Source organism: Methanosarcina sp. UBA5, from assembly GCF_002505485.1.
Lineage (GTDB): Archaea > Halobacteriota > Methanosarcinia > Methanosarcinales > Methanosarcinaceae > Methanosarcina.
This window is the reverse complement of the sequence record NZ_DAVG01000080.1, coordinates 114,370-127,873: the sequence shown is the minus strand read 5'-3', so window position 1 is coordinate 127,873 and position 13,504 is coordinate 114,370. Positions and strand designations below refer to the sequence as shown.

The window sequence follows — 13,504 nt, the reverse complement described above, 5'->3', positions numbered from 1 at the left end:
GGTTTCCTTGAGCAGGCAGAATTCAAGAAAAAAAGAAAGCAAATACAGGGCTTCTTCAGGGACTGGAATCTCCAAGCCCACAATTTTTCTTCTGGGTTTTCTTCTTATACTTGTGGGTATTTTCGGAGTCATGTATAATCCTTCCAACTCCAAAGGCGCTGCGGCTCCCTGGGAGGTTTCGGAAGCAGGCATCCTGTCTTTTCCAGATCGGGAAAAGCCTGTTTTTGCAGCCCAGGAAATCGAAGATGTATATATTCCTGAAAACTCGGATACTTTAAAACTGCTTTCTTTTGAAAGCAAAGGGGAAAAAATCAAGGCTCTCCTAAGAATTCCTGTAAATTCCTCTTCTTGTCCGGGCCTAGTTCTGCTGCCTGGAGCAGGAGTTAGTAAAGAAGCCGAACAGGGTCTGGCTGTGGAACTCTCTAAAATGGGATATGCAACCCTCACTCTGGACCAGCGCAATCTGGGCAGCATAAACACAGAAAGAGACCTTGAACTTTTCAAAGCCGGCCTTGAGCCCGTGGAATATACCATGGTTTATGATGCCCTTAAAGCCTCAGATGTGCTTGCGGTCCAGCCTGAAATTAACCCGGAAAAGCTTGCAATCCTCGGGGAAAGTAACGGCGGAAGATTTGCAATCATTGCTTGCGCTCTTAATCCTTCCCTTAAAGGAGTTATCGGGATCAGCACTTCAGGTTACGGCACTGAAAAAATTGATCCTTCTCTTGCAAATGATTCTGAAGCTTATCAGTTCTATCGTTCAATTGATCCAGATACTTATCTCTCAAGCCTGCCACCTTCGAAATTCGTGCAGATTCATTCTTTTAATGATCCGGTAATCTCCTATGATCTGGCGCTCCGGACCTACTCGCTTGCAAAAGATCCAAAAGCGATGTATAACGTTACTGAGGCAACACACGGATATACGACCTCAATGCGCCCTTATCTTGAAAAGGAGCTTACCCTTCTTTTGAAATAAAGGATATGGGCTTAGTGCCCAGCTGAATTCATTGAAACAAGAGTATCTTGCATATGAAAAGCATTTTGGGTATGAAAACTTCTCAGTCACTCTCAAGCCTGCGGGAAATTCATGGAATCGGTGAAAGGGTAGCCGATAGGCTAATTGAGCATTTCGGAACTGAAGAAGCGGCTCTTCAGGCTATCTGTGAGGGAGATATAGCTTCGCTTTCTGAAGTCAACGGCATCAGCCGCAATTTTGCCCTTTCTCTTGCCAGGTATGCTAGGTCCAGGGCTGAAGGTTGCTCAATTTCCGATTTTCTCAAGACAAAAGAAGCCCTGGATCTTTATTCCCGCCTGCTTGAGCTGATAAAAAGTTTTGCCCATACGACGCACGCCAGGGATAAGTTAAACCTTTTTTACCCCTTACCTGCCTCGCGTATGGATCTTATTCAGGAGAGACAGGCTTTCGTAAGAGATTACCTTGAACTGGGAAATGCCTTCCCCGAGAATTCCGAATTTCTGAAATTGCTTACGAGAGTCAGTGAACTCAGGCCAGTGCCTGGGAACCTGAAAGTTAGAGACCGGATAATCCTCTGCGGAGACTCAAAAATTCTGGAAGCAGCTAAAGAAAAGTTCCAGGACTTTTTGTCTGCCCATGCCGTAGAAAACCTCTCGGAATTCGTGGATCTTGCAAGGGGTTATTCCAGTGTTATTGTGTTTGATGATACTTATCTTGGCTTTGATCTGCCTGAAGACATTGAACCCGAATATTTCCAAGACCTTTCCAGAGTTGAATTCTGGCAGGTTTTGCCTGAAAAAGAACTGGCGTTTTTTGCGCGGAATCTAGATTGCATCCGCTCCTGCCTGAATATCGTATCGGCTCTCCGCTCCGGGAACTTTGAGCTTTTTGAGGAGCTTTCAAAAGAGAAGCTTGATATACTTGAGACCGCCCTCTCAAAACTTGGTGAGGATGGAAAGCCTGTTGAAGGTTTTGACCCTGAACTTGACAGGCTCGGAGCAGCCCTGCAAAACCTGGACCCTGCATTGACTTCAGCTCTGAATGAGGCTAACCATCGCATGAACCAAACTCTTGAGGCAAGTTCGCTTACTCTGAGCGGGCAGGAGCTCGTCAGGCTTGTGAGCGGTGGAATGGAGATTAAAGACCTGCTTACAAAGGAACTTAATAGAATCTATAAAGATGAGATTGGAGCCATCAAAGAAGAACTTGCTGAAAAGCTAGGGCTTCAAAAGCAAGAAAAACTAATGCTCGACTCACTTTTTCCTGATGAAGTTTCCTACCCTCTCTATGCAGATCAATCCCAGCTGAAGCTTCTCAGGCAAAAGTTGAACAATACCCTTGAGAAAACAAGGCTTGCCCGAAAAAGGGAACTTGCAAAAAAGCTCTCAACTTTTCACCAGTCTGTAGAAAAGCTTGTCAGGAAAGTCCTGGATTTTGATCTGGGCTTTTCAATAGCCTGTTTTTCGGCAAAGTTCCAGCTTAACCTGCCAGAACTGATTCTTGAAGCCGGAATAGGTTTTACAGGCGGAGAAAACCTCTTTTTAAAAGCCCGGTATGGAGAAATCGATCCTATTAGTTATTCAATCGGAAAAACTGGTTTTTCCCCGGAAGGCATGGAAAACAGGGTTGTACTTTTGAGTGGAGTAAACTCAGGGGGCAAGACTTCCCTGCTCGAGCTCCTTGCCCAGTGCGTAATTCTTGGATATATGGGCTTTCCTGTTCCTGCAAAAAAACTTGAACTCGGGCCTGTAGAGGAATTCTACTATTTTGGGAAATCGAAAGGAACTCTCGATGCAGGAGCTTTCGAGACTACCCTCAAGCAATTCTCAGTGCTCTCCGAAGCCTCAGAAAAACTTGTGCTTGCAGACGAACTGGAATCGATCACTGAACCTGGCGCCTCTGCGCGAATTATAGCAGGAATTCTTGAATATCTGTCCAGAAATGAACAGAGTCTTGGGATTTTTGTTTCCCATCTTTCGGAACTCATTCTTGAAAATACCGGAACGGAGGTAAGAGTGGATGGAATTGAGGCCGATGGTCTGGACTCCCACCTGGAACTGATCGTAAACCGGAATCCTATATACAACCGTATTGCCCGGAGCACTCCCGAGCTGATTGTTGAACGGCTGCTCAGAAAAACCACTGGAAAAGAGCAAGAGTTTTATTCGCATTTAAAAGATAAGTTTAAAACCGGATCAAAAATAAATTTTTAAAGAACCTTAAATGTACTTCCCAAATATATTAACAGAGAGTTTACTTATAAGCTTCCAATCTTTTTTGGCAATCTTTCTGCACTTTTTTTCCTTTTTACCTGTGGCATCTTTTTTTTGTTTTTGTCAATAATCGGCTTTAAGAGATAATATTATAAATCTTTAGTTCTATATACTAATAAATAGTAGTGAGTTGGCTGAGACTTCGTAGAGCCCTTAAATCCGGTCAATACAAAAGTTTATATATGCGTTGGTGTCAATGCATGTCCGATAACTTAATATGGATGTTGCGCTCCCATATGCAAAGGACTCAAAACTCTAATCGGCTAATAGGGTTGATGTTATCAAGGAAAAATTTCTCTAAGGTTAACTATATTAAGTTGTTTGAATGAACCCGGGGGATATCTTATTTTCAACCCAGTAAAACCGGGTGACAATCAGGTAATGAAATTGAATTATGAGATCTATAGAGATTCTATCTTCAGATCTGTCATTATTTTTAAAGACGAACAGGAATAAATGCAAAACCCAGGTCACGCGTGATAGTAATGGAGCGGAACTTCCCCATTCAGTGTGCAGATTTTGATAGGCTGATTATGGATAATGTTAAAGAAACTAGGGTAGAAGTTTCCGGTATGCCTGACCTCAGCGATCCATGTTTATATACGGACCGTGAGTACAGCTGGCTTCAGTTCAATGACAGGGTACTCGAAGAGGCTTTTGATGATCGCAATCCTCTGCTTGAAAGAGTCAAGTTTCTTTCGATCTTTGGAAGTAACCTTGATGAGTTTTTCATGGTCAGGGTTTCAGGCGTCCAGAAAAGAATAGTGGAAGCTATGAAAGATGACCGGACAGATGAGCTTGCGCAGGAACAGCTTCGTATCATTCGGGAAGAACTTCTCAGGCAGCTTCCTCTCAATGACAGTTGCTGGAATGAAATGCTTGAGCCTGCTCTCAGGGAAAAAGGAATTAAAGTTCTCAATTACTTTGAGCTTTCAGGGAAGGAAAGAGAAAAGTTGAGAGATTATTTCGAGAGAAATATTTTCCCTCTACTTACTCCTCTCGGTTTTGATTCAGGGCACCCTTTCCCTCATATTTCCAACCTCAGCCTTAACCTTGCAGTATTAATTGATGATCCGGACTACGGGGAACGTTTTGCCAGGGTTAAGATCCCTCCAATGTTCACGCGACTAATAGTTGTTCCTGAAGGTGACCAGGAGAGAATAACTTCCAGCCTGGAAGAGCTGAAAAAAGGGCGTTTTGTCTGGCTCGAACAGCTTATTGCTGCAAACCTTGACCTCCTGTTTCCCGGACAGCGCATCCTGGGAGCCTATCCTTTCAGAATCACACGTGATGCAGACCTTGGATTTGATGAGGATGGAGATAAAGACCTTCTTACCGCTGTAAAGCAGAGAGTCGGCAGGAACTATTTTGGGTCGGTTGTCAGACTTGAGGCCGATTATACAATGCCCTCAAGGGTCTCTGATATTCTTCTTAAGAACCTGGATCTTACCACTTCCCTTATGTTCAGGTCTGCAGCTCCTCTGGGGCTCTCAAGTCTCATTAAGCTTGCACAGATTAACCGCCCTGAACTTAAATATGAGCTCTTCGAGCCGAAAAAACATTCTCAGTTGGCTAACAGAGAGAAAATTTTTTCGGTTCTGAGAAAACGAGATATTCTTCTCTACCATCCTTACGACAGTTTCGAATCGGTAATAGATTTCGTGGAAGAGGCTACCGACGATCCTGATGTTCTGGCAATCAAAATGACCTTATACAGGGTGGATGACAATTCCAGAATTATTCAGGCCCTTATGAAGGCTGCGGACCGGAAAAAACAGCTAGCGGTTCTGGTGGAACTTAAAGCCCGCTTTGATGAGGAGAACAACATAGGTTGGGCAAAGGAACTTGAGCGTAAAGGGGTTCATGTAGCTTATGGCTTCCCAGGGCTTAAGACCCACGCCAAAATGTGCCTGGTGGTCAGGGCCGAAAAAGAAGGCATCAGGTATTATGTGCACATGAGCACAGGAAACTATAATGCTGTCACAGGAAAGCTGTATACCGATCAGGGGTATCTGACAAGTGACCCATTCATAGGCAAGGATGTCTCAGACCTTTTTAATGCCCTTACCGGATATTCGAGAAAGGACCATTATATCAAACTCCTTGTAGCTCCTCAGACTCTAAGGCATCAGATTTTGGAGCGCATCAGGCGTGAAATCGACCTGCATGAGAAATGTGGGAATGGGCACCTGATCTTCAAGATGAATTCCCTCGTGGACTACCAGTGCATCCGAGAACTCTACAGGGCTTCCCAGGCCGGAGTAAAAGTAGACCTTCTTGTCCGGGGAATTTGCTGCCTCAGGCCAGGCATTTTCGGGCTAAGTGAAAATATCAGGGTTACCTCGATAGTTGGCCGTTTTCTCGAACATTCCAGGATATATTATTTTAGGAACGGAGGAAAAGAAGAGATCTTTATGGGAAGCGCCGATCTCATGCCGCGCAATCTGGATAACAGGGTAGAAATCCTCTTTCCCATATCTTCCGAGTATATTCCTGTCGTAAGGGATGTAATCCTTGGCATTCACCTGAAAGATAACGTAAAAGCTCGCCTGTTGCTCCCTAACGGCAAGACTGAAAGGATCTACCCGCAGCCCGAAGAAGAAGAACTGGATTCTCAGTTATGGATGCTTGAGAATAGCAGAAGCTGGGATTTGTGCCCTAAGAAAGGCTGAAAAAGAGAATTTCTTCTTTCTATTTCTTTGCTGCTCTTTATCTGGTTGTTTCTGTGAGTCATTGATCAATTACGAAAAAGCAAGCACATCTCCAGCAGTTGACTCAATTATAAAATTGGTCTTCTGTTTATGGTTTCAACAATCCATGCACACTTTCAAAATAAAACATAAAGAAAAAGTTTTTTAGATCTTTTTCTTCATCACAAAGTACTCTATAAGAATCAAGAACAGGGGCAGAGAAATTGCCATAAATATTTTGGCCTTCCCCATAGGGTTTTTGGTTTCGCTGTCCTTCTCTGCGCTTCCGTTATGGGTACTCGTTTTTTCTCCACCGTCCAAGTTTATTAAAGTTTCCTTCTTTCCTTGTCCACTGGCTACCGATACGTTTTCCTCATCTGCGGAATAATTGGTTATTGCAAAGCAGGAGAAGCCAGATGTTTCTGATTTAAAATAAACGTAATTCGTGTCTTCTTTAACTTTTTCAGTATAAAGAGGCTGCCAGCCTTCATTGTACCATTGAAGAGTTATCTCGGACTGATTAACATTATTCTCATCAAGCCATGCCTTTTCAACTTTGAACTCTATAATTCCATTTTTAAAATAATCAGCGACTCCTGCTCCATTATTCCCTACCCAGATATTCACATGCTTATATATCTTACCAGAAGGGAGTCCTGAGACAAAAGCAGATTTAGCTTTGAGTACTTCTACAATTGTCGTTGTCCTCTTTAATGTCTTTATCGGGTCGAATTCGATATATGTAATGCATGTGGCACCTTCCAGAAAATCGAACTTGACGTGATAACCACTTAGAACGTTCCTGGTGGAAAGCTCCTTTGCATCTACGTTGTTTACTGGTTCTTTAGAAAGACTGGCACCTCCTGAACTGCTGCTGGAGGACCCTGAACTCTTACTTCCTGAATCGATGCTGGAGGGCCCTGAACTTCCACTTCCTCCGTCATCGCTTGAAACTGTTTCTTTATATACGGTTGCGTTTTTTGTGAGTCCATTATTGTTTTCATCACTTTCGGATACGACATTTCCTGCATCCACGATTGCTTTTACTTCAATTTGCCCTTCGTTTCTAGGAGTCCAGAAAAAAGTGCCTGCTCTGGCTTCACCTGCTGCAAGGGCTGGTATCGATATAACTCCCGTATAATTTTCATTGTTTCCCTTGACATCATACTTAATTTCGCTGTTCCCCGCAGCTGCAGAACCATTATTTTTAACTGTTACCGTAAATGTTATATTCTCCCCAGGGTGCGGTTCTTCAGGACTCAGAGAAATCGACTCTATTTTCAGGTCCGGAAGTTCACGTTTTATATTTATGACTTTTGATATTTTATTATTATCTTCATTACTTTCATTAATGATATTCCCGGAATCTGCGACCGCTGTTACACTGATGTTTTCTTCATTTCCAGGGGTAAACGAAAATCCTTCACTTGTGTTTGCCCCCGCTGAAAGTTCAGGGATAGAAATTTCTCCTTCTGAAGCTCCGTTAAAACTGTATTTTGCAGTACTATTATTAGCAGTTGCCCCCCCCACGTTCTTTATTTTCAGGGTAAAATTCAAAGGTTTTCCGGCTTCAGGTTGTGTTGATGATTCTGGATACAGATCTTCAATTATCAAATCCGGAAGTAACTTCTGTACTATTTTCACAGAGATTTCTTTCTCGCTGTTTTCTACATTTTCTAAAGAAGCCTTTATTGTTACAGTTTCTTCCTTGTTAGAAGTTGTCCAATTGTGGGAAATTAATTTTTCTGATCCAGCCTCTATTGCTGGGACTCTTTCTTTTTCTTCGTTTTCACCAATTTTATATGTTATATTTGTTGGCTCTGAAGTTTCATTTCCCGTGTTCTTAACTAATGAATTAATAACTGCCTGGCTATCGGGCTTTGGATTGTCAGGATCAGTGGAGAGGTTTTCCAGTATAAGATTGGAGTTTAGTGTACTATTTGTCGAATTTCCGTCGTCTTCAAACTGTTCATCTGCAGCAGATACTATGCCGGGTATTAATCCCGGAATTATTACTATTATCAATAATACCGAAATTAAAGAATTTAAAAAATGAGCTTCCATTTTCATTTGCCTCCTCCCTTGGCAGTGTCGCAAATTTGATGTATATTTAAAGTTAAGCTCTTGTGTACTATGGGAAAATTGACCTCCCTATATGGAATTGCTACATCATAACTTCTTGATATTTATGGTTTTAATGAAAAACCGACACACTGCCCAAAAACAACAAAAAGACAAAATTAAAAGCTAAATTTTTGCAGCCTCAATATGTCTATAATATAAATTATCTCTAATTTATAACATTATAACTTCTTGAGATTTATAGTTTTAATGAAAAACCGACACACTGCCCAAAAACAACAAAAAGATAAAATTAAAAACTAAATTTTTGCAGCCCCAATGTGTCTATAAACACAAATCATCTATAGTTTATATGAATACTGGGGTCCTTGTCTGCGACCTTGATATAAAATACAAAAACATTTTAAATACAGATCTATATGCATTTTTTCAATATCAAATGGCTTGATTTTTCCCTATAACTAACATGCAGAAAAAAGCCTGAAAAAGAGCTCTCTTAATACTCTTTCTTTATTATGTGTATAAATAATCAACATCTCCAATATATGGAAATAGCATGTGCGGAAATAATGACGATTACAAACTTTCGGTACACTACTAAATAATCTCAAATAGAATAAAAATATGAACTAGTATTGTGAAGCTTATTTTGAGTTTCTCGACTCCTTCGAGAAAAACGAAAAACAGGGCTTTCTGGTGATAATAATGGAACCCGAGAAAATCTCCGAAGGCAGAGTTGTTGCGTTTATCGATATAGGTACTAACTCGATCCGGCTTCTTCTGGTCCGGATCAATCCCAATGGATCTTACCTGCCCCTAACCAAGCAGAAGGAAACAGTCCGGCTTGGGGATGGGGAATTCATAGACAGGATTCTGCAGCCGAAAGCGATAGAACGCGCAGTTGTTGTCTGTAAAAAGTTCATGGAACTTGCCAGGGCCTACAGGGCAGAAGAGGTCATAGCTGTGGCTACCTCGGCAATGCGAGATGCGAGCAATAAGGTTCAGCTTCTCGAGATGCTGAAAAGGGAGGCAAACCTGGAAGTTTGTACAATTTCCGGAACCGAAGAGGCTCGCCTCATTTACCTTGGGGTTTCAAGCGGGCTTAGGCTTGGGAATTTAAAAGCTCTGTTCATAGATATCGGGGGCGGAAGCACCGAAGTATCGGTAGGGGACCAGACTCAGTGTTATTTTCTTCACTCCCTTAACCTTGGAGCGGTCAGGCTGACAAACATGTTTCTACCGGACGAAACAGGGCCTGTTTCCGAGGAACAGTATGAGCAGATTAAAGCCCATATTCGGCACAAGCTTACGGATATAACAAAAGACCTTTCAGAGTACGATATAAGCTGTTCAATTGGAAGCTCAGGAACAATTGAAAATCTTGCCAGGATTGCTTTTGTCTATCTGCGCAAAACAGCTCGCGAGAGTTTTGAGAAACTAGAGTATGAAGACCTGAAGAAAATAGTCAGGGCAATGTGCTCCATATCCCTCGAAGAGAGGCGCAAGTTCCCAGGAATCAACGCACAAAGAGCAGATATTATCATCTCAGGGGCTGCAATTATTGAGACCTTTATGGAAGAACTGGGGCTTTCCGAAATCAGGATAAGTAAACGCGGGCTTCGAGAGGGGCTGCTTGTAGACTATATCTCAAAGAGTGAATTCTCCTACATGATTACGCAGATGTCGGTAAGAAAACGCAGCATCATGCAGCTTGGGCTTACCTGCAATTTCGATGAAGAACATGCCCATACCGTTACCAGACTTGCCCTTGAACTCTTTGACAGTATTCAGGCACTTGGGATTTATAAGTTCAGAGAAGGGGAAAGGGAACTTCTTGAGTATGGTTCCACCCTGCACGACATAGGGACATTTTTATCATATGATACTCATCAGGCCCACGCTTATCATCTGATACGAGAAAGCAGTCTTCCGGGCTTCCAGCCTGAAGAAATAGAGATCATAGCGAATCTTGCTTATTTCCACAGGAAAAACACGCCTAAAAAGAAACATCCCAATCTCGTCGGGCTTAATAAAGACATAGTAAAAAGTATAAAAGTTCTCAGTGCACTTATCCGCATTGCCGAAGGTCTGGACCGTTCTCACAATGGAATTATTTCTCATGTCCGGTTTTACATAGCTTCTACAGATAGCCTGGTGCTTGAAATGCATGCTCAACGTGAGTGCCAACTTGAAATCTGGGAGGTCGAGAAGCAGAAAAAATTCTTCAAGAAAATATTTGGATACGATCTTCAATCTAAAGTCCTTATAAAGCAGGATGCTGGGGTTCCCTTAGTCCTTGAAGGAGGTGCTGAGCTTGAGGAACTTCCAGAGGTCGAAATGTCCCCTAAAAATTAAGTTAACAATTTATTTATATGAAATAGATTTACAAAAAACTTGAAGGAAATTTGCTCAGAAAGCTTATTTAAATCCAATTAAAACTTATTTAGATTCTTTATTCATAATACGTGTCTCTAAAGAAATTTATAAAGCAGTTTACTGCATTAGTACAGTTTTTTCACTGCCTTTTCAATCTTTTCCCTGAAATTCCCATTGCATATCTTTCCCCAAGCATTGGGAAAGGCATTGAAGAGAGTCTGGAGTTCTTCTTCTCTGTATGCGAGATACGCTTCGATTCCTTCTGCACCCTCGGAAAATTTCTTTTTCCCGGAAGCCTTTTCACTCTCGGTAGAACCCCATTCCCCGGTTCTCAGGTAAGAACCCAGCAGGTCAAGTGCAATTACAGTATCGTGGAGGTTTCCAAGCAGGTCCTGGAAGGTTTTAAGTTCTTTGATCAGGGTTTCTGCATCTTCTCCAAGTACGTTCTCAAAGAATTCAAGGGTATAACGCAATCCTTTGGCTGCAATCCTGAGCCTGTGCAGGCGTTCAACAGGAAGATAAGGCCCTTCCACCCATTCGGAGTAAGCTCTGATATCTGCTAAACGTGCATAGAGGATTGAAGGAAGCACTTCCCTTACCCTATGGGGCAAAGCATCATGTTTTCTGTTAGTTGCAGGAAGAATCAGAGTTTCAGGAGAGGCAAGTGCGTCTGAAAAATTTCTTTTGAAAGCTCTGTATTTTTCACTGTCCAGATAATCAAGCATATTTTTCCTGGCTTTTTCTCGCTCTTCCGTAAGCACTGCAAAAAGTGGGTCCAGATCATGCTCATGTCCAGGAGGCAGGGCTTTCAGGTATTTTTCGGCTTTTTCGCGGAAAACGTCCAGATCCCTTATTTCCCCAAGTGAACCAAGCGTTCTCTTGAGACCTTTGAGGTAAGGCTCAAACTGTTCGGAATCAAGATAAGCCTCAAAAACCTTTGCTGCTGCTCTCATTCTGCTGACTGCAACCCTCATGTCATGGAGTTCTTCTATCTCTTTTCCTTTTAAGGTTCCTTCTTCATGGGAGAGCATACAGGAAAATTGATAGGAAAATATCCTGCAGGCAGCCCAGGTCATAGAGTCCGTCGGTTTGACAGCTACCTTTCCACGCAGCCTGCATTTCTTTTTTTCTGGTTTTTTCTCCTCTCCGGCCTGTTTCTTTGTTTCTGTTTCCTTTGTTTCGGATTTCTCCTCGATTAGAGCTTTTTCTTCCTCAGAAGCCTGAGAAAACAGGAGTTTGCTTCCGGAGAGATATTTCCAGAGTTTACTTTGTGCCTCAAACTTTTTTGCAGCTTTTTCAGTTACAGACCCTGTTATTTCTATCTCCAGAGAGTTTTCAAGTTGCTTTGCCTTTCTTGGTCGGATTTCGAGAGATTGGAAAAGGTCCGCAATTGACATAATGGCTGCAAGCATCAGGGCTTTGTTCTGTAGACCGGGAGGCAGCTTCGTATGGAAATCTTTCAAAGTTGAGATTAAATTTTTTTGGCTTACACAAGGGCTTACAAAAAGATCCTGAAGTTCAATGATAAGGGCGAGCGTTAAAATTTCGTGAAGCTTAAGTCCTTTCAAGGGATGAGTCAGAAGAATTTCCCTGCTCATACGTGCGCTTTCGACAGGAAAAATAGAGTTTCCGATATCCTTCACGAAGGCGGCAAGTTCAAGGAGTTTTCTCTCTTCCTGTCCCAATCCGTGGCATACAGACAGCTCATCAAAAAGCGTAAGAGCATATTCCCTGCTTTTTTCGGCCTGGTTTTTATTTGTTCCATAATACTCAAGCAGGCTTTCAAGGTCCCATTGCTTAAATTCTAACACTTTCTTTTCCTTTTTTAAAATACAGTTTTTTCCGAACTGAAGGTAGAATTTAGTATCTTTTTCTTTATAGGTTGTAAAAGGAAAAATCGAAAGCCTTTTCTCTTTAAATTCTGTGCGCAGGGCTCTTATCTCGGGTTGAGAAACTTTCAGAAATAGGCTAAGCTCTTCACAGCTCTTTCCTTTATCAATTTCCATCAATATCTGAGCCTGTTTTCCATATACGTTTTTCTGGTCTGCAAGCTGTGCACAAAAAGCTCTTTCTCTTAGGCTAAGGAAGGCTTTCTCAGGAAGATTTTCCATGAAGAGAAAGGCTCTTTCGAATTTGGAAAAAGGGCTTTCTGTTAGGTTGTAATGCTTGAGCAGGAAAAATCGGATAGTCTCCAGATCTTCCGAGCTTCCTTTGCTTTTAAGCTCAACTTCAAACTCATTATAGTGCTTTTCCCTGCCTTTACTTTTCAGGTTTACGCGGTCCAGGTAAGTCTCAGCTATAAGCTTTTCTCCCATCTTCACCTGGCGAATCACTCTTTTCTGTTTGAGGGATAGTAGCGGAAAGAGGTCAAGCCCTGCCGTAAATTCAAAAATCAGGTTTCTAATACGGGGATCAGGACATTCGATCACTGGGGTTTCCTCAGGAAGGAAACTTACATACTCTTCTCGCCTGTGAGTTCCGCCTTCGAAACCTCCCAGGCTTTTAATGGTTACCCAGCTCCCGTCTTCCCCATACGCTTTCCTGACCCTCAGGTAGTAGCCCGAAGCCATAATAGCCCGGTTTTCAGTATCAAAGAAAATATCCTCATTTAACTGGATTTTCGCTTCCGAAAGAGAGTATGAAGCAAGCTTTAAAAGGCTTTCAAGGGCCTGAAAATCCGTCTCTTCCATTACCAGAAATTTAGATTCTATTTCCATACTCTCTTTCCAGCCTATCGTTATTTCCTATAATTAAAGGATTACTATTGAATTAATGTGTAAATTTATGTTTAAAACTGCACTTAATTAATTAAGATGCTATAAATAATTGGATTTCGACAGAGTTATTTTTTTAAACTATTTTTCTTAGTTGCTTTTACATAATTACTGCTCAAATATTTATAAATAAATCTAATATTATTATTTTTATCTGTTATAATTAATCAATATGTGTTGTTTTCAAATTAATCATATTCGAATCTCCTTATTGAGTCATTTTTGATATTTATACTAAAAATGACTAATTCATTAAACAAAATATCTGGGAAACTAGCCTTTTCCATATTCCTGCTTGGTATAGTTGAATCGTATCACTGGTTCTTGTTA

At 41.7% G+C, this 13,504-nt stretch carries 6 protein-coding genes; 4 read left to right on the top strand and 2 right to left on the bottom strand.

The features are described 5' to 3' along the window. Positions 1-7 precede the first annotated feature (7 nt). The 3 genes from BP621_RS08470 (at position 8) to ppk1 (ending at position 5,924) form a co-directional block, all read left to right on the top strand. Entirely contained in the window at positions 8-979 is a 972-nt protein-coding gene (locus BP621_RS08470; protein ID WP_292389133.1) for an alpha/beta hydrolase, read from the top strand. 53 nt (positions 980-1,032) lie between these two features. After that, a complete protein-coding gene (locus BP621_RS08465) occupies positions 1,033-3,192 on the top strand; it encodes an endonuclease MutS2 (protein ID WP_292389132.1) in 2,160 nt (719 codons plus the stop codon). A gap of 545 nt (positions 3,193-3,737) precedes the next feature. After that, complete coding sequence (ppk1, locus tag BP621_RS08460) at positions 3,738-5,924, top strand: polyphosphate kinase 1 (RefSeq protein ID WP_292389209.1); 2,187 nt, start codon at positions 3,738-3,740, stop codon at positions 5,922-5,924. 183 nt (positions 5,925-6,107) lie between these two features. Here the strand turns inward: ppk1 and BP621_RS08455 are convergent, their stop codons facing one another. Then, the gene (locus BP621_RS08455; RefSeq protein WP_292389131.1) at positions 6,108-8,012 is read right to left on the bottom strand and encodes a PGF-pre-PGF domain-containing protein; all 1,905 of its coding nucleotides are present in this window, start codon (positions 8,010-8,012) and stop codon (positions 6,108-6,110) included. Positions 8,013-8,729: 717 nt separating this feature from the next. Here BP621_RS08455 and BP621_RS08450 point away from each other — a divergent pair. After that, positions 8,730-10,379 carry a Ppx/GppA phosphatase family protein gene (locus BP621_RS08450; RefSeq protein WP_292389130.1) on the top strand — a complete coding sequence of 550 codons (1,650 nt, stop codon included), beginning with the start codon at positions 8,730-8,732 and terminating at the stop codon, positions 10,377-10,379. A gap of 146 nt (positions 10,380-10,525) precedes the next feature. Here BP621_RS08450 and BP621_RS08445 read toward each other — a convergent pair whose 3' ends face one another. Further along, positions 10,526-13,117: a CHAD domain-containing protein gene (locus tag BP621_RS08445; protein ID WP_292389129.1), complete on the bottom strand. Its 2,592-nt coding sequence runs from the start codon at positions 13,115-13,117 to the stop codon at positions 10,526-10,528. Positions 13,118-13,504: the final 387 nt, after the last annotated feature.

Coding starts and splice junctions, on each gene's coding strand:
- BP621_RS08450 (WP_292389130.1), top strand. CDS start 8,730: ATGGAACCCGAGAAAATCTCCGAAGGCAGAGTTGTTGCGTTTATCGAT.
- BP621_RS08455 (WP_292389131.1), bottom strand. CDS start 8,012: ATGAAAATGGAAGCTCATTTTTTAAATTCTTTAATTTCGGTATTATTG.
- BP621_RS08465 (WP_292389132.1), top strand. CDS start 1,033: ATGAAAAGCATTTTGGGTATGAAAACTTCTCAGTCACTCTCAAGCCTG.
- BP621_RS08445 (WP_292389129.1), bottom strand. CDS start 13,117: ATGGAAATAGAATCTAAATTTCTGGTAATGGAAGAGACGGATTTTCAG.
- ppk1 (WP_292389209.1), top strand. CDS start 3,738: ATGGAGCGGAACTTCCCCATTCAGTGTGCAGATTTTGATAGGCTGATT.